Here is a 16,168-nt window from a genome sequence, read left to right as displayed (position 1 = left end):
CTCAGGGAGTCAGTGTGGCGGCGGTCGTCACCAACTCGCCGCTCTGCGGATACACGTGCCAGGTGGTCCACCGCACCGGCCCGCCGGGATCGGGGGACAGGTGCAGTGCGGTCACCGCGAGCGGGTCCCCCGGGAAGGTGACCAGGAGTCCGCCGGGTGTGTCGGCCACCTCGCGGTGCAGAAGATCCACCCGGCGGGTCAGGTCGGTGTGGGCCAGGTGGTGCACGGAAGACGAGAACCGGTAGTGGCCCGCCGGGGTCCCGGTGGGCTCGCCCTGCTCGGGCAGGCCGCCTTCGACACCGGGCAGGCAGGCCACCGTCTCCACCAGCTCACCGCCCGCCGACCGTACGACGGTCTGGTGGGAGGCGCCCAGGACCCGGAGCTCGACCGTGACGCCGTGCACCCGGCAGGTGCGGGCGGCCAGCGGTTCGACCACCGGATGGTCCAGGGTCCACACCAGGTCGCTGGCCTTGGTGTCGACGAAGGGCGTGCTGATGTTCGTGTGCACGGTCTGCTCAGCTCCCGGGGTAGATCGTGAAGGTGCCGGGCATGATCGTCTTGCCGGTGCTGGCTTCCCAGCTGCCGTGGTCGAAGCGCTCGAAGGACAGCAGGCTGCCGTCGTCCGCCTCGTAGTCGACGTAGTCGAGGCCGCCCTCGGGCTTGAGGCCCGTGGTGCCTTCGGAACGGTAGGAGCCGGAGCCCTTCTCCTGGAGCTTGTAGACGGTGCCTTCGACCTCCATGGCCTTGCCCTGGGGGACGAGATCGAGGTCGGGGCGGGCGGACCACAGGGACAGCTGCAGGTCGGGGTCCTCCTCGACCGACAGCCAACGGCGGCCGCCCTCGACCTCCAGGAAGTGCTCGGCCCACACGGCCCCGCCCTCGGACAGGCGCAGCGAGCCGCGGATCCAGGTGCGTTCGTTGCCCCAGTCGATCATGTCGCCGGCCTTGATGCCGCGGGGGTCTCCCTCGGTCTCGGTGGTTGTGGCGAAGGGGTCGGCCGGGGCCGTGGACTGAACAGGGGCTTGGCTCTGCTGTGCCTTCGCGCGCTGTTTGTAGAGCATGATCCCCACGACGATGGCAACGGCGAGCAGGATGACTAGCAGCACGAATTCGACGGTCAAGGTTCCTCGTTTCGTGGTCTTACGCGTTGAGCGCGGGGGCGACCAAGGGTAGGGATCGCTGGTGGCGGGCCGCGTGGTGCGGCACTGTCCTGTACTGGGTCGGACGCCGCAGAAGCGCCTTCGGTTTCGTTCGTGACCTGATTCGGACAGAAAAAACCGCCCGAAGGGGACCCGAAGGGGAACTTCCTACGGACGGTGACCGTTGAAGAGGCCCCCGTTACGTCCGGTGCGGATCTCCGGTCTCCGCTGGCAGCCTCTCGTCACCTCCCCACCGGCTCCAGGATCCCGGATACAAGCGTGCGCCGGCCATCCCTGCGTGCTCGAGGGCGAGCAGGTCATGGCAAGCGGTTACTCCAGAACCACAGTAGGCGGTGACCGTTTCGGCCGTGTCAGCGCCCAGGACGGAGAAGCGTTCCCACAGGGTCTCGGGGGCCGCGAGGAACCCCTCGCCGTCGAGGTTTCCCTGCCAGGCCGCGCTGCGGGCACCCGGGACGTGGCCGGGCCGGACGTCGACGGGGGCAGGCTGCTCGCCGGTGTAGCGGCCGTACGTACGGGCGTCGAGGAGCAGGTGCTCGGGTTCCCCGGCACGCGCGCTCACGGTCCCGGTGTCGGCGACACGGTCGCAAGGCCAGGGCACGGGTGTGCGCTCGGCGGGTCCGGATGCGACCTCACCGGTCTCCAGAGGACCGTTCCAGGCCTGGACACCACCGTCGAGGAAGGCCGCCGGGGTGCCGAGCACACGCAGCATCCACACCAGCCGCGCGGCCACCGAGCCGCCGGCGTCGTCGTAGACCACCACCGTCGACCCGTCGCCGATGCCGAGGCGGCCCAGGGCGGTGGCGAAGTCCTCTGGGGAGGGCAGCGGATGGCGGCCTCCATCGGCGCTCGCGGGCGCGGCCAGGTCGGTGTCGACGTCGGCGAAGACCGCGCCCGGCAGATGGCCGTTCAGGTGGGCCTCCCGCCCGGAGCGGCCGTCCAGGTACCAGCGGGAGTCGACGACGACCACACGGTCGCTGTGGTCGCGCAGCCAGTCGGCCGACACGGCCACGGGCAGGTTCTGGGGTTGGTTCATACGGTCAGCCTAGGAGGTGGGCGCTGTCTCTCGCCGGTCCCCGCGGTGGACCTCGAGGACCCACCACAGGCCCAGGACCGGCAGGACCAGCGGGACGAACAGGTACCCGCTGCCGAAGTTCGACCAGACCGTGTCGTCGGGGAAACCCGCGCTCCAGAACAGCGTCAGCGCACCGACGACGAGCACACCCGCCATCTCCACGCACACGCACACCAGAGCGACCATGCGGGAGGTGCGGCCGGCCCGCGCCAGACCCACAGCGGCCACGAGGTACAGGGCTCCGGCGAAGACCGACAACCCGTAGGCCAGCGGCGCCTCGTCGAACCTGGTGAGGAGTTGATAGGTGCCGCGCGCGGTGGCGGCCAGGGCGAAGACCGCGTACACGGCCACGAGCAGGCGGCCCGGGCCGGAGCGCAGAGTGGCGTCGGTGGTCGTCGCGGCGGTCTCAGGCAACGGGGCTCCAGAGCTGCTCGATACGGACCAGCAGCACGGGCAGGACGAAACACGCGAAGGCGATGACGGCCGGACCCCACTTGCTGCGTTCCATGAAACCCCACACCGCACAGGCAGGCGGCAGGAGCGCGATGGTGGCCAGGTAGGAGATCAACATGGGGAGCTCGTCGGGGCGGTCCCCGCCCACCATGGCGGCGACGGCGGCCCCGACCTGGCCGAGGACGAGCAACCACAGCACACCCGTGCCGATGAGGTGGGGGACCAGCATGGGGCGGTCCTGGAAGAACGAGACCAGACACCAGACGGCCACGCCCAGCGACACCATCTGGATCGTCATGGTGAGCCAGTCGACCACGCCGCCTCCGCTTCCGAGAACCACGCGTCCGCCCATGTCAGCGGTCCGCTCCTGTCAACGACACAGCGTAGTACTTTGCGGTCACCGTCGTGTACCCGGGAACGGGTTCTTGGGCAATTCCGGCATATCGATGGTGCGCGGGGGGCTGGAGGGCTAATCTGAGCCTCCGGTCGCGCCCTGGACACGGTCCGATCGTCCCCCAGCGGCTCCCGCTCCGCCGCCCCGTGACACACAATGGAGCATTCCCATGGCTTCTCCCCCTCGGGCTCCTTCCCCGCCCCCTGGACCGCACGGTCGCAAACCCACGTCGCTCGGGGTCAAGGTCGGCCTCGGATGCCTGGGCTGCGGCGGAACAGTGCTCTCCATGTTCCTGCTCGCCGGATGCGTTGCGGCTCTGGCCGATATCCCGGATCCGGAGTCCACCGCGACCTCCGAACCTGCCGAGGACCCGGTCCCCGACGTAATCGGGACGCTCCTCCCCGAAGCTCTGGAGGAGCTCGACTCGGCCGGCATCGAGGTCGCCGGGACGGAGCTCTGGGCGGACGGCGAAGACGGTCCCTGGACCGAATCGGCGATGCTGGTCTGCTCGGGTGCCGAGGGCGCACCGGAGGGGGAGGTCGTGCTCGGCCTGGTCCCAGAGGGCAGCGACTGCCCCGAGGAGCCCGGCGAAGCAGTGCCCTGGCCGAGTTTCCCCGACCTGACAGAGGGGACTGCTGCCGACGCATCGGGATGGGCTGACGAGGCCGGCCTCGCGGAGACCGTCATCAGCAGTGCGTTCGGTGACGTGGACGCGCCGGAGGACGGGGATGCCGACTCCGTTTCGGTGTGTGCCCATGACCCCGAGGAAGACGGCGAGACCGCGCCCTACGCGGACACGCTCGAGATGGAACTCTTCGTTGTTGCCTCGGGACAGGACTGCCCGGACACCATGGGGGACCCCAGTCCGGACCCCAGTCCGGAGCCCGAGCCGGAGCCGGAGCCCGAGCCGGAGCCCGAGCCGGAGCCCGAGCCGGAGCCGGAGCCCGAGCCGGAGCCCGAGCCGGAGCCCGAGCCGGAGCCGGAGCCCGAGCCCGAACCCGGTCCCGTCCCAGGGGTGCATCCCGGGGCGTTCTGCAGTGAGCACTGGCAGTACGGGTACACCAGCGCCGGCACACGCATGCAGTGCACGACCACGGACACCGACGACAGGTTCAGATGGAGGGCGGCCTGACGTCAGCGGACCGGATCAGTGGCGCCAGGTGAACACGTCGGCCTCGGCGGAGACCAGGCGCGCGTCGGAGGCCCCGAACTGCGCCACCTGCACACCGACCCAGTGGCCGACCGCGAGTGAGCCCTTCCAGTGGTGGGTGAAGCGGCCGTGCCCGGCGGCGTGCACGAGCCCCAGGGCCGGGCGCTCGCGCCGGACCCGGCCGTCGTCGCCGTCGGGCTCGAACTCCGCCGCGCGCAACTGCACCTCGGTCCCGGGGGTGGTTCCGTGCAGGACCACACCGACGGAGAGGTCGTAGAGAACGCCGCCGAGGGCCTCCGGTCCCGTCCCGGCCAGGGCGGAGACCGAGATCAGGCCGTCGTCGCGCCAGTCGAACCCGATGTCGTGCCATTCACCGGGGCGGAGCTGGAGTTCGCTGGACCTGACGAAGCAGTGGTGGCCGGGCATCGGTGTCTTCCTCGTGAGCGGGCGTGGGTACCGACAGCATGGCCGCCGAAGGGTGCGGTGACAATGACCGTCCGGCGTGTGTGGCGGGCCGACGGCCGCTCCTCCGTGCGGCACGATGGGTGCCGACCGATCCCGGAGGTGGACCCGTGCTCAACGCACACACTGTCGATGTCGTCCGCGAGGCCGAGGGCGCACTCATGGCGCGCTCGCCGGAAGGGGCGCTCATGCGCAGGGCTGCGGCCGGCCTGGCGGTGGAGTGCGTCCGACTGCTGCCGTCGGTGTACGGGGCGCGCGTCGTGCTCATGGTCGGCAGCGGCGACAACGGCGGCGACGCCCTGTACGCCGGGGCCGACCTCGCCCGGCGCGGCGCCATGGTCCGAGCCCTGACCGCCGGTTCGCGGGTGCACGAGGCGGGCGCGGCGGCGTTGCGTGCCGCGGGCGGGCGTGTGCGGGACTTCACCGGTTCCGACGCCGACGGCTCGGACCTGTTCGGTGCGGACCTGATCGTCGACGGGCTCCTCGGCATCGGTGGGCGCGGTGGCCTGCGCGAACTCCACGCGGGCCTCGCCGCGCAGGCGGCCAACGCCCCCGCGCCCGTGGTGGCGGTCGATCTGCCCAGCGGGGTCGACGCCGACACCGGTGAGGTGACCGGGCACGCGGTGCGCGCCGACCTCACCGTCACCTTCGGCACCCACAAACCCGGGCTCTTCGTCGATCCCGGCTCCGCGCGGGCCGGGCGGGTGCGGCTGGTCGACACCGGGCTCGTCCCGGAGCTTCCGGGTGCGGACGTGCTTCGCCCACAGGCTGTGGACATCGCCCGGCTGCTCCCGCGACCCGGCGCCGAGGCCGACAAGTACCGCCGGGGTGTACTCGCGGTCCGTGCCGGATCGGACCGTTTCCGGGGCGCCGCCGTGCTCGCCGTGGGCGGGGCGCTGCGCACCGGCGTGGGCATGGTCAGGTACGGCGGCCCCGAGCGTGCGATGGACCAGGTGCTCGCCCGCTGGCCCGAGGCCGTCGCCGTTCCGTTGGACCCGCGCCGGAGCACCGGTCTCGGCCTCGGGCGCGCGGCCGCCGCCGTCGTCGGGTCCGGGCGCGGTACCGACCCCGGAGAGGCCGACGAGCTGGACGCCGTGCTCGACAGCGACGTCCCGGTACTCGTGGACGCCGACGGACTGACCCTGATGTCCGGAGAGGACGGCCGCGACCTCGCCGACCGGGTGCGGGAGCGTGCCGCGCCGACCCTGTTGACCCCGCACGCCGGTGAGCTCGCCCGTCTGCTGGGTGACGTGGAGCGCAAGGACGTGGAGGCCCGTCGGCTGGAGCACGCCCGCCGCGCCGCCCGCTCCTTCGGGTGCGCGGTGCTCCTCAAGGGGACGACCACGGTGATCGCGCACCCGGACGCGCCGACCGTCGTCAACCCCACCGGTACCCCGTTGTTGGCCAGCGCCGGGACCGGGGACGTGCTCTCCGGAGTGGTCGGTGCGCTGTTGGCGAGCGGTGCACCGGTGGTGGAGGCGGCCCTGTGCGGCGCCTATCTGCACGGGCGCGCCGCTCACCTGGCGCGCGGCGGTGCACCGGTCAGCGCCTCGGACCTGTTGGACGGGCTCCCGCTCGCCGTCGCCGAGGCCCACCGTGCGGGCCGGATCAGAGGCCGCGGGCCGCGTCGAGGCCGCGCTGGACGATGTCGGTGATGAAGTAGTCGCCGGGGTCGCGTTCATCACGCAGCCGGTGCACGAGGGAGTCGTCCACCCACATGTACTCGGTGTGTTTGTCCGGCTCCAGCTGCGGGGCCTGCAGGTCGCCCTCGACCCGCACCAGGTAGTCGCTCTCGTGGCGTGTGATCCCGTCGCCCGGGTCCCATTCGATGCTGAACAGTTCGGCGAGGACCTCGCTCACGCGCCACCCGGTCTCCTCGGTGACCTCTCGGGCCAGGCCCTGGAGCATGGATTCGCCGTGCTCGACGTGCCCGCCGACGATGTCCCAGCAGTGCGGGAAGATCCTGCGGTGGGGCGAGCGCCGCTGTGTGAACACCCGCCCCTGGGGGTCGGTGATCACCGCGCCCGCCACGTACGTTCGGCCGTCGGAGGTGTCGGGGAACGTGATCCCCGGCGCGACCGTGATCCTGTCCATCCTGCTCCTCACCGCTCGTGTGCCCCGGCCAGCCTAGGAGAGGTCCGGGGGCGACGGGGCCGCACGCGGGGTTCTCCGGGGCAGCGGGTGCGGGCTCAGGTGCCGGAGCGCCGTTCGCCGGCCCCGGGCAGCCGCAGTGTGAGGAGCTTGGCGCGCGGGGCGAGGCCCCCGGCCAGGTCGAGCACGGCCTCGGTGCGGCTGTGGTCCTCGTCCAGCACCGAGAACAGGTTGACGCCCAGGTAGTACGTGATCGCGGCGTTGGCGACCTCGCGGGCCGGGAGCAAGCGGCCCAGCGCCGAGCCGCCCAGGATCCGGTCCCAGTGGCGTTCGATGAAGGCGACCCAGGGCTCGGCACGGGTCCGGATCTCCGGTCGCAGCTCCGGCTGGGTCACGGCCGCGGCCACCAGCTCGGAGAACTCCGTGATGTAGCCGCGTTCCAGGTCGGTGCGGTAGATGCGTGTGGCCGCCTCGACGAGTTCCTCCAGCGTGCGCGCCTGTCCGGCGAGCTCTTCGTACAGGCGCATGCGTTCGGTGCTGGAGTGGTCGAGCGCGGCCAGGAGCAGTTGGTCGACGCCGCCGAAGTGGTAGAAGACCAGTGCCGAGTTGGCCCCCGCCCGGGTCGCGATTGCGCGGGCTGATGCCCCGGCCCGGCCCTCCTCTCGCAGGACCTCGCCCGCGGCCGCGACGAGGCGTTCCTTCGTCTCGGTGCTGCTCCTGCGGTTCCCGCCGCTCTTGGCCATGGCCCTCCCTTGATCTCGTCGACGGTCGAGTGCATCATACTGTTTAATCGAGCGATTAAATCATCCGATCAAAACAGGGCCGCACACGGTTCTCCGGAACGAGGAGCCCCCATGACGAGACCCGAGCCGTCCCCGGGGCGGGAATGGCGCGCACGCCTGCTGTCGGCCGCCCTGATCACGACCCTCTTCGCCTTCCTGCTCTGGCTCCGGGTGAGCGGTTTCGGAGGCCTGGACCAGACCGCGCTGTTCTACGTCGGCCTGCCCGCCCTGCTCGCCGTCCTCGTGGTGCTTTTCGCCCGCCCGCGCAGCGCCGTCGGTCTCGCCCTCGCGGTCCTGACCCTCGCGCTCCTTCTGGCCGGCCCGCTTCTCGGCGAGGGTGTGGTCTGCCTCGTCATCGCCGCGCCGCTCCTGTACGGGATCACCGCGCTGGTGGCCTGGCTCCTGGTACGGATCACCCGGGGCCCCGACGACCGCTCCTCGCACGTCCTGATCGGCCTGCCGCTGCTGATCGTGCTCACGGTCGAGGGCGTCGGCGGGTTCTCCCTGCTGCCCCGGGACGATCGGGGCGAGGGCGGCCGCACCGTCGCGGCCGAACCCGAGCACGTGGCCGCCGCCCTCGCAGCGCCGCCCGAGTTCGGTGCGCCCGACGCCCTGTTCCTGAGGGCCGTGCCCTTCCCCGAACCCGTCGAGGCAGTCGGCGGCGGATCCGCGGTCGGCGAGACCCGCCACGTCACCTTCACCGACCGGCGGGTCCTGCGTCCCGGAACCGAGCCCACCCCGCGCCACATGGAGCTCGAGGTCGTGGAGAGCCACACCTACGCCTACGGGGGCCGGATCGTCTTCGCCGTCACCGACGGCACGGCCTTCGACCGCTGGATGCGTATGAGCGGGGCCGAGGTCGTCTGGGAACGCCGGGCCGGGGGCGGGACCCGCATCGACTGGACCGTGGAGTACGAACGCACCTTCGAACCCTCCTGGTACTTCGGACCGGTGCAGTCCTACGCCACCGACCTGGCCGCCGAGTACCTCGCCGACACCTTCGGCGAGGCCGCACTCGAACACGCGCGGGGCGGCCGGTGACCGCCGGAGCCCCCGCGGAACTGCCCGCGCTCGCGGTCCGGGGCGCCGCCCTGTTCCCCCCCCTCCTGCCGATGGTCGCCCTGTGCCTGTGGCGGGCGCCCGGGCGGCGGGAGACGGCCGCGATGATCGTGGCGACCGCGTGGTCGCTGCTCGCCCTCGTGCCGCTCAATCTCGTGGCGCTGCACGTGGGGTGGTGGAGCTTCCACGCGGAGGGCGCCGTGTGGAAGGGGATCCCCGTGGACCTCCTGCTCGGGTGGGCCGTGCTGTGGGGCGCGCTGCCCGCCTTGGCCCTGCGCTGTCTTCCCGTGCCACTGCTCGTGGTGTCACTGGTGTGGATCGACACGCTCTTCATGCCTCTGGCCGAACCCGTCGTGGTGCTGGGCCCGTGGTGGATCCTCGGGGAGTCGGCCGGGGCCCTCGCCGGTCTGATCCCCGCGCTGCTGCTCGCGCACTGGACCCGGTGCGGGGCCCTCGTGCACGCACGTGTGTGGGCGCAGGCGTTCCTGGCCCTGGGAACGACGGTCGTGCTGCCGGTCGCCGCTGTCGCACCGGTAGCGGCGGCCCCATCGGCCCCTGTGCTCTCGGTCGCGCTGCAGGCCTTGGCGCTCGCCTGCCTGCCCGGGCTCGCTGCCGCCCGGGAGTTCGCGGCCGTGGGCGGCGGGACCCCGTTGCCCTACGATCCGCCCGTGCGGCTCGTCACCAGTGGCCCCTACGCCTACGTGCGCAACCCGATGCAGGTCACCATGGTGTGCCTCTACACCGTGCTGGGCGCGCTGCACCCGCCCCTGTTCCTGGGGGCCGCGGCCGTACTCGCCTACGGGGCCGGCCTCGCGGCGTGGCACGAGGGCGGACAGCTGCGCGCGGCCTTCGGGAAGAGCTGGGAGCACTACCGACGCGGTGTACGTCCCTGGGTCCCCCGGTGGCGTCCGTGGCCCGACCGGGCCGAGGGGAACCTGTACGTGGCCGCGGACTGTGCCGTGTGCCGGGGGACCGGTGCGTGGGTGGAGGCCCGCGGCCCGGTGCGGTTGCGGGTGCTCCCGGCCGCCGGCCACCCGGAGGTGCTGTACCGGCTCACCTACGAGGACACGAGAGGGAACCGGTGGAGCGGGATCGCCGCCCTGGCCCGCGCGATGGACCACCTCCACCTGGGGTGGGCTCTCGCCGGATGGGCGCTGTCGTTGCCCCTGGTACGGCACGCGGTGCAGCTGTGCACCGACGCCCTCGGGGCCGGCCCCCGGCCTTCCCGCCGGGAACCCGCCGCTCCGTAGCGACACGGGCACGGGGCCGGGGCTCGCGCGGAACAGGGCAGGCGTGGTCCCGCCCCGAGACCCGCGGCTATGCTCGGGCGAGCCGATCCGGGCCGGAACGCCCCGGAAGGGTCGGCCGTGTCGTATACACCCCCCGGTACGAGGACCCCCATGGAAGACCAGGCGATGCTGACCCGCGACCTCGTGTTGCGGGTCTGCGCCGGCCCGAGCGAGCTCGACCCCGCGTGGATCCGTGTCGACGGCAAGGTCACGACACCCTTCCTCGTGCCCCGCGACCGCAACCTCGTACGCGCGATCATCGGCGCCGGACGCGCCATGGGCGTGGACCGGCTCCTGGTCTGCCGTACCCGGCCGCAGTACTCCTACGAACCGGTCACCCAGATCCCCCTGGACACCGACGTCCTCATCGACCTCGTCCGGGGCTGGGGACGCGAACCGACCGACTTCCTCGTGTGCGTGGAGGACTTCTCCGCCGCCGTCCTGGTCACCTCCACCGAACTGACCGTGGCCGCCGGCCCGGCCGACTTCGTGCGCGAACTCGTCGGCGCCGACATCCCCCAGGCCCGGCGCCGGTTCGGCAACCGGGTCCGTGCCGAGGGCGGCCCCGAGCTCCAGCGCGCCGCGCAGGCCTACCGGTGCCTGCCCTCGGGCGCGAAGCACACCCGCGCCCGAGGACCCGGACCCGACCTGGCCGAACGCCTCGCCCGCGGTGCCTCCGGGATCCGGGAGAACGCCCCCGGGCCCGTACGCGTCGCACGGGCCCTGCGCGGCGCGTGGAGCTGGCTCATGGTCGCCGCGCTCTTGGCGGTGCCGTGGTTCCTGCCCGATCTGGGTGTGGCCCTGCCGGTGCTGCTGACCACCTACGTGCTGCTGTTCCAGATCGCCTGGGTCTCGCGCTCGCGCACCGTCTCGTTCGCGACCCTGCTGCGCTTCACCGCCGTCGGCTTCGTCCTCGTGTGGCCGCTCGCCCTGGCGGAGGGGACGCTCGCCGGAGTGCTCGGCCTCGATCCCGCCGGCGTGTACGCCCACACCTACATCGCCGTCACCGTGGAGGAACTGGGCAAACTCGCCCCGCTCCTGCTCGTGTTCGTGTTCGCGCGCCGGAGGGCTCGCCGCCTGGCCGCCGTCGACCATCTGCTGCTCGCCGCCGCCACGGGGGCCGGGCTCCAACTGGCCGAACGCCTCTTCGTGCAGATCCCGCCCGGTGCCGACGGTCCCATGGCCACGGGCGGGATCCTGTTGCCCGGAAGCGGACTCGTGGCCGGGCCGGGGGAGGAGCTCACCGTGTTCGCCGGCCACGCTGTCACCAGCGGGCTCCTCGGCGGTGCGCTCGGGCTCGCGATCGTCGGACGCCGTGGGTGGCTGTGGGCGCTGCCGGTGCTCGCGGCCGCCGTCGCCCACCTCGATCACCTGGCGTTCAACGCGCAGGTGTCCGGAGCCGCGCTGCACCCGGCGACCGAGGTCGTGCACACCCTCCTGGGCGGGGGATCGCTCACGGTCGGACTCCTGCTCCTGGTGCTCGTGTGCGCGGTGGCCACGGACCACCGGCTCATCGCGACCGCCGCCGAGTCCACCCCGCCGCTGCCCGGGCAGCCGCCCATGGCGCCGCTGCGCCGTTGGACACGCGGGCGTTCGGTGGCGTGGCGTGTGCGGGTGCCGGCCGACATCGCCCCGACGTTCCGGCGCATGGCTCTGTGGTGGGTGGAGCTGCCCACGGTGCTCGCCACGACCGTGTCGATGATCGTGCACGAACTGACCGTCGCTCTCATCGCCCTGTGCCGCGGTCCCGCCGTGTACTGCGACACGTTGAGGTTCCTGCGGTGGCGGCGCGCCAATGCCATGGGGGAGGCCCGTTCGCGCGGGCGGGAGTGGCGCCACTGGCCGTCCGAGGACGAACTGACCAGCGGGGCACGCGACATCGCCCGCCGAATCGGCCTGGCAGCGACCGGGGGGATCACCGGAGGGATGGCCCTCGCGCTCGTGTTCCCCGTCGCTGAGGCACCGTCCGGGGGCGGCGGGGCCTACGCCCTCAGCGCGTTCGCGCACCTGCAGCGGTGGCTGGCCGGTCTGGGCGCCGCCGATCAGGCGTGGGCGGGGGTTGCCCTGGTTGCCGTGCTGAGCCTGCTCGCCGCCGGGAACGGGGTTCCGCACGCGCACCCGAGGGCCGGTTCGTTCCTGCGCACACCCACCGCGAACACGGGCGCGGTACTGGGAATGCTCGCTCCCGGGCAGGTGGGGTACGCCGTTCCGAGCCTCCTCGGTCTGGTGCTGCCGCGCCGTGTCGAGGGCCTCCTGTACCGCTGAGGCCGCGGCTGCCGTCGCATCCGCCGCCGCAGCGCCCGCATCTGTCCGAGCGCTGAGCGCTCTGTGGGGCTTCGTGGGGGCATGGGGTCGGGTGGGCGTTTTCGCGTTGTTTGTGGCGCATGTGACGGGAGTGGTGGTGTCTGCGGCCGCATTCGGAAGAAGCCGATGTGACCGAAGTCTCATGGGTCGGGAGGGGCCGTCTCCGCGCGCTGGTTTTGCGCTCGATCGGCAGCGGTTCCCGGCGCGCTCGTCCGCGCATGCGAATCTTCCCGTGCACGCGCGTTCACCAGCACTGGTACCGCTCCCGGCATGCCTGCTCCGGGGTGGCTCCGAGGCCGCTCCGAGCGGCATGGTCGCGCACCGCCGGATGGGAATTTTTGTGAAGCTTTAACATAAGTTGTCGCCGCTTGGCACTAGACCCGTGCCGAAATGTCCCCTTCAATGGATCAGGACCTAACAGCGATCACAAGGAGAGGGACCATTAACCGTCCGGTTCAAGACCCCGAGTATTCGTCCGCCGTCCAGACCGCACGGGACTACTACAACAGCACCGACGCCGATACCTTCTATTACGAGATTTGGGGTGGGACCGACATCCACGTCGGGCTCTACCGCGGCGTGGACGGGCTGACCGACACCGACGACATCCCCAAGGCCAGCGCGCGGACCGTCGAGCGTATGGCTTCCTACGTCGGCCCGGACAGCTCCACCAGGATCCTGGACGTTGGTGCCGGCTACGGTGGTTCGGCCCGTCACCTCGCCGAGAAGTACGGCTGCAAGGTGACCTGCCTCAACCTCAGTGAGGTCGAGAACGAGCGCAACCGCGAGGCCAACCGCGCAGCAGGGCTCGACCACCTCATCGATGTGGTGGACGGCGTCTTCGAGGACATCCCGTTCAAGGACGACAGCTTCGACGTCGTCTGGTCCCAGGACGCTTTCTCCCACAGCGCCGAGCGGGACCTCGTCGTCCGCGAGGTCGCCCGTGTGCTGGCCCCCGGGGGTCAGTTCGTCTTCACCGACCTCATGGCCGACGACGACACCCCCGTGGACACCCTCGGGCCGATCCTGGAGCGGCTGCACCTGACGTCCATGGGCACGCTCGGCTTCTACCGGAAGTCCACCGCCGATGCGGGCTTCAAGGACCTGGGTTTCGACGACCTCAGCAAGCAGCTCCCCCTCCACTACGGGCGTGTTCTGGAGGAGACCGAGCGCCGTGACAGCGAGCTCTCCGGGACCATCAGCGCTGAGTACCTGAAGAAGATGAAGGCCGGGCTGCGGGAGTGGGTCGCTCGCGGCGAGGCCGGCGACCTCGCCTGGGGCATCCACCGCTACCAGCTCTGATTCATCGTTCCCTTTCTTCCGTCACCCGTGGGAGCCCGGCCTTGCGCCGCGGCTTTCACGGCCCCGGAGAGAAAAAAGTAAATTCCCTCATTGTCGACAAGGTTCACCGTTTAAGCCCCTAGAAGGGCGCTGATGAGGTGGCCGTAATTGACGTTGCTGTGACGGACAGCGGTGAATTCGGTTTTCACCCTCGGCTTTCGATGGCCTACCCGGAGCGCATTGCGCGCACGAGAACGCCCGCACGCCAGAGGCGTGCGGGCGTCGAGGGACGGATTCACCCCACGGGTGGGACACCCGCGGGCGGATCGAACGCCCGTACCGGAGGCAGCCGGTCCTCGGGGCCGGCGAAGCGCTCCAGGCGCACCCGCAGCAACTGGCCCGTGCAGCCCTGGCTCAACGCCGACGTCCCCACGTCCGCCGTGAGCGCGTTCGGGTTCCCGTGCACACAATCGGCGTCCGGCGAGGACGGGTCGTACCAGGCGCCGGTCGAGAGCTGCACGACACCTTCACTGACCGCATCGCTGACCACGATCCCGGCCAGGCACGATCCTTGCGCACTGCTGACCCGCACGACATCGCCGTCGGCCACCTCGTGCGCCGCGGCGTCGACGGGGCCCAGGCGCAGCGGCGCACGCCCCCGCACCTTCTGCGACATGCTGTGCGCGCCCATGTCCTGCTGCCCGTGCAACCGCCCGCTCGGCTGGTTGGCCACCAGGACCAGCGGGTACTCGCCCGTCCGGTCTGCCACCGACGGCCCGGCGAACCACACGGGGTGACCCGGGCAGTCCTCGAGCCCGAACGAGTCGATGGTCGAGGAGAACAGCTCGATACGCCCGCTCGGCGTCTGCAGCGCGTTTCCTTCCGGATCCGCGCGGAACTCGGCGAACAGCACCTCGTCGTCCACACGTCCGGGCATCTCCACCCGGCCCTCGGCCCAGAACGTGTCGAAGGGGATCACCTCGAAGCCGTTGCGGGCCATCATCGCCCGCCACTGCTCGTAGATGTGGCGCATCCACTCGCCGCTCGTGCGGCCCTCGGTGAACCGTTCCCCGGCCCCCAGGCGTTCGGCCAGGGCGGTGAAGGTGTCGTACTCGTCGCGGGCCTGCCCGTGCGGTTCCACGGCTCTGGCCATCACCCGCACACTCAGGTCCCCCTGGCTCGTGGCGATGTCGTCGCGTTCCAAGGAGGAGGTCGCCGGAAGGACGATGTCGGCGTGGCGGGCCGACGCGGTCCAGTGTGTCTCGTTGACCACGATCGTCTCCGCACGTCCGAAAGCGCGCGTGAGCCGCTTGAGGTCCTGGTGGTGGTGGAAGGGGTTGCCGCCGGCCCAGTACACCAACCGCAGATCCGGGTATCGGCGCTCCTGGCCGTCGTACCGGTAGAGCTCGCCCGGTTTCAACAGCGCGTCCGAGATGCCGGTCACCGGGATGAACTCCGAGACCGGGTTCTGGCCCTGGGGCAACCGGGGCAGTCCGAGCGGCGTCGACCCGCCCCCGTAGGCGCCGACGGAACCGTAGCCGCACGCGAACCCGGTTCCGGGCAGTCCGATCTGCCCCAGGCAGGCCGCCAGCGCGACCCCGGCCCACAGCGGCTGTTCCCCGTACCGGGCGCGCTGGACCGACCAGCCGACGTTCACCAGGGTGCGCTTCTCGGCCATCTGCCGCGCCAGCGAGCGCAGAGCGTCCGCGGGTACCCCGCTCACACGCTCGGCCCACTCCGGGGTCCGGGCCAGGCCGGGCCGGTTCCCGTGCTCGTCACGACTGCCCAGGACGTAGGAACGCACCACGTCGGCGCCCTCGGTGTAACGGTCCAGGAAACCGGTGTCGGCCAGGTCCTCGGTGAACAGCACGTACATCAGGGCGAGCATGATCGCGGCGTCCGTGCCCGGCCGTACCGGAACCCACTCGGCCTCGACGTGGTCGGGCACGTCGTCGCGCAGAGGGGAGAGCGACACGTATTGCACCCCCGCGTCGGAGGCTTCCTTCATCGCCGGGCCCGCGGTCTGGGCGGCACGGCCGCCCGAGGAGTTCCACGTGTTCGACAGCCGTAGACCCCCGAAGGTGACCAGCAGCTCGGTGTGCTCCCGGATCTGTTTCCACGACGGTGCCTGGTGCAGCAGACGGTGGAGCGACGGGGCGCCCAGGATCCGGGGGAAGAGGATCTCGATCGCGCCGTGGCTGTAGGTCGTGCGCGAGCGTGTGTACCCGCCGATGGAGTTCAGGAACCGGTGCACCAGGCTCTGCGCGTGGTGCACCCGGCCCGCGCTGCCCCAGCCGTAGGAGCCGCCGTAGATCGCCTGGTTCCCGTGCTCGGTGCGCACCCGGTCGAGTTCGCGGGCGAGCAGGTCCAGGGCGGTCTCCCACTCGACCTCGACGTACTCGTCCCCGGGGTCGCCCCGGTGCGGGTCCGGACCGGGACCGTGGTCCAGCCAGCGCCGGCGCACGGCCGGACGAGCCACCCGGATCTTGTGGTGCTGCGCGGCGGGAACGTTGTTCATGATGGGGGCGGGAGCCGGGTCGTCCGTGTTCGGGCGCACACCCACCACCCGGCCCTCGTCCACGACCACCTGGTAGCTGCCCCAGTGTGCGCTCGTCGGGTGTGCTTTCGCACCCATCCCGGCTCCTCCCTCGAATCCTCACATTTTGCCCAT

15 protein-coding genes are annotated in these 16,168 nt (G+C 71.5%); 6 read left to right on the top strand and 9 right to left on the bottom strand.

Going from position 1 to position 16,168, the window contains the following annotated elements:
* Position 1: 1 nt before the first annotated feature.
* The 5 genes from D473_RS0116475 to D473_RS0116455 all read right to left on the bottom strand — a co-directional run bounded on the left by D473_RS0116475 (position 2) and on the right by D473_RS0116455 (position 3,001).
* Positions 2-508 (bottom strand): DUF2617 family protein, encoded by a 507-nt coding sequence (locus tag D473_RS0116475; RefSeq protein ID WP_017610158.1) that lies wholly within the window; start codon positions 506-508, stop codon positions 2-4.
* 7 nt (positions 509-515) lie between these two features.
* A complete protein-coding gene (locus D473_RS0116470) occupies positions 516-1,061 on the bottom strand; it encodes a DUF4178 domain-containing protein (RefSeq protein WP_051043103.1) in 546 nt (181 codons plus the stop codon).
* Positions 1,062-1,338: 277 nt separating this feature from the next.
* Positions 1,339-2,193, bottom strand: coding sequence for a sulfurtransferase (locus tag D473_RS0116465; RefSeq protein WP_017610156.1), 855 nt, complete (start codon positions 2,191-2,193; stop codon positions 1,339-1,341).
* Between the two features lie 9 nt (positions 2,194-2,202).
* Positions 2,203-2,646: a hypothetical protein gene (locus D473_RS0116460; protein WP_017610155.1), complete on the bottom strand. Its 444-nt coding sequence runs from the start codon at positions 2,644-2,646 to the stop codon at positions 2,203-2,205.
* Complete coding sequence (locus D473_RS0116455) at positions 2,639-3,001, bottom strand: hypothetical protein (protein WP_026127030.1); 363 nt, start codon at positions 2,999-3,001, stop codon at positions 2,639-2,641. The genes D473_RS0116460 and D473_RS0116455 overlap by 8 nt, the downstream gene beginning before the upstream one ends.
* Positions 3,002-3,365: 364 nt before the next feature.
* Between D473_RS0116455 and D473_RS27270 the strand changes: the two genes are divergently transcribed.
* Positions 3,366-4,211 carry a hypothetical protein gene (locus D473_RS27270; RefSeq protein WP_017610153.1) on the top strand — a complete coding sequence of 282 codons (846 nt, stop codon included), beginning with the start codon at positions 3,366-3,368 and terminating at the stop codon, positions 4,209-4,211.
* A gap of 15 nt (positions 4,212-4,226) precedes the next feature.
* Here the strand turns inward: D473_RS27270 and D473_RS0116445 are convergent, their stop codons facing one another.
* On the bottom strand, positions 4,227-4,655 hold the full coding sequence (locus tag D473_RS0116445) for a hypothetical protein (RefSeq protein WP_017610152.1): 429 nt from the start codon (positions 4,653-4,655) through the stop codon (positions 4,227-4,229).
* Positions 4,656-4,801: 146 nt separating this feature from the next.
* Here D473_RS0116445 and D473_RS0116440 point away from each other — a divergent pair, with 146 nt between their 5' ends.
* The gene (locus tag D473_RS0116440) at positions 4,802-6,346 is read left to right on the top strand and encodes a bifunctional ADP-dependent NAD(P)H-hydrate dehydratase/NAD(P)H-hydrate epimerase (protein WP_017610151.1); all 1,545 of its coding nucleotides are present in this window, start codon (positions 4,802-4,804) and stop codon (positions 6,344-6,346) included.
* Here D473_RS0116440 and D473_RS0116435 read toward each other — a convergent pair.
* A complete protein-coding gene (locus tag D473_RS0116435; protein ID WP_017610150.1) occupies positions 6,300-6,785 on the bottom strand; it encodes an NUDIX hydrolase in 486 nt (161 codons plus the stop codon). The two genes, D473_RS0116440 and D473_RS0116435, sit on opposite strands and share 47 nt — an antisense overlap.
* A 95-nt stretch (positions 6,786-6,880) precedes the next feature.
* Positions 6,881-7,525, bottom strand: a complete 645-nt coding sequence (locus D473_RS0116430; protein ID WP_017610149.1) for a TetR/AcrR family transcriptional regulator — start codon at positions 7,523-7,525, stop codon at positions 6,881-6,883.
* 111 nt (positions 7,526-7,636) lie between these two features.
* Between D473_RS0116430 and D473_RS0116425 the strand changes: the two genes are divergently transcribed.
* From D473_RS0116425 to D473_RS0116410, 4 genes are all read left to right on the top strand, one after another.
* Complete coding sequence (locus D473_RS0116425; RefSeq protein ID WP_017610148.1) at positions 7,637-8,605, top strand: SRPBCC family protein; 969 nt, start codon at positions 7,637-7,639, stop codon at positions 8,603-8,605.
* Positions 8,602-9,873 (top strand): methyltransferase family protein, encoded by a 1,272-nt coding sequence (locus tag D473_RS0116420; protein ID WP_017610147.1) that lies wholly within the window; start codon positions 8,602-8,604, stop codon positions 9,871-9,873. Before D473_RS0116425 ends, D473_RS0116420 begins: the two co-directional genes overlap by 4 nt.
* Positions 9,874-10,023: 150 nt before the next feature.
* Positions 10,024-12,177, top strand: coding sequence for a hypothetical protein (locus D473_RS0116415; RefSeq protein WP_017610146.1), 2,154 nt, complete (start codon positions 10,024-10,026; stop codon positions 12,175-12,177).
* 441 nt (positions 12,178-12,618) lie between these two features.
* Positions 12,619-13,518 carry an SAM-dependent methyltransferase gene (locus D473_RS0116410; RefSeq protein WP_241474808.1) on the top strand — a complete coding sequence of 300 codons (900 nt, stop codon included), beginning with the start codon at positions 12,619-12,621 and terminating at the stop codon, positions 13,516-13,518.
* A gap of 274 nt (positions 13,519-13,792) precedes the next feature.
* Here the strand turns inward: D473_RS0116410 and D473_RS0116405 are convergent, their stop codons facing one another.
* Positions 13,793-16,132 carry a molybdopterin-dependent oxidoreductase gene (locus tag D473_RS0116405; protein WP_017610144.1) on the bottom strand — a complete coding sequence of 780 codons (2,340 nt, stop codon included), beginning with the start codon at positions 16,130-16,132 and terminating at the stop codon, positions 13,793-13,795.
* Between the last annotated feature and the right edge of the window lie 36 nt (positions 16,133-16,168).

It is taken from the genome of Nocardiopsis xinjiangensis YIM 90004, assembly GCF_000341145.1.
Taxonomy (GTDB): Bacteria; Actinomycetota; Actinomycetes; order Streptosporangiales; family Streptosporangiaceae; genus Nocardiopsis; species Nocardiopsis xinjiangensis.
This window is presented reverse-complemented; position numbering and strand designations above follow the sequence as displayed.

Bases quoted from the DNA above. Each gene is read 5' to 3' on its own strand.
- D473_RS0116430 (WP_017610149.1), bottom strand. From the start codon at position 7,525: ATGGCCAAGAGCGGCGGGAACCGCAGGAGCAGCACCGAGACGAAGGAA.
- D473_RS0116470 (WP_051043103.1), bottom strand. From the start codon at position 1,061: ATGCTCTACAAACAGCGCGCGAAGGCACAGCAGAGCCAAGCCCCTGTT.
- D473_RS0116435 (WP_017610150.1), bottom strand. From the start codon at position 6,785: ATGGACAGGATCACGGTCGCGCCGGGGATCACGTTCCCCGACACCTCC.
- D473_RS0116405 (WP_017610144.1), bottom strand. From the start codon at position 16,132: ATGGGTGCGAAAGCACACCCGACGAGCGCACACTGGGGCAGCTACCAG.
- D473_RS0116410 (WP_241474808.1), top strand. From the start codon at position 12,619: ATGGATCAGGACCTAACAGCGATCACAAGGAGAGGGACCATTAACCGT.
- D473_RS0116465 (WP_017610156.1), bottom strand. From the start codon at position 2,193: ATGAACCAACCCCAGAACCTGCCCGTGGCCGTGTCGGCCGACTGGCTG.
- D473_RS0116415 (WP_017610146.1), top strand. From the start codon at position 10,024: ATGGAAGACCAGGCGATGCTGACCCGCGACCTCGTGTTGCGGGTCTGC.
- D473_RS27270 (WP_017610153.1), top strand. From the start codon at position 3,366: ATGTTCCTGCTCGCCGGATGCGTTGCGGCTCTGGCCGATATCCCGGAT.
- D473_RS0116425 (WP_017610148.1), top strand. From the start codon at position 7,637: ATGACGAGACCCGAGCCGTCCCCGGGGCGGGAATGGCGCGCACGCCTG.
- D473_RS0116445 (WP_017610152.1), bottom strand. From the start codon at position 4,655: ATGCCCGGCCACCACTGCTTCGTCAGGTCCAGCGAACTCCAGCTCCGC.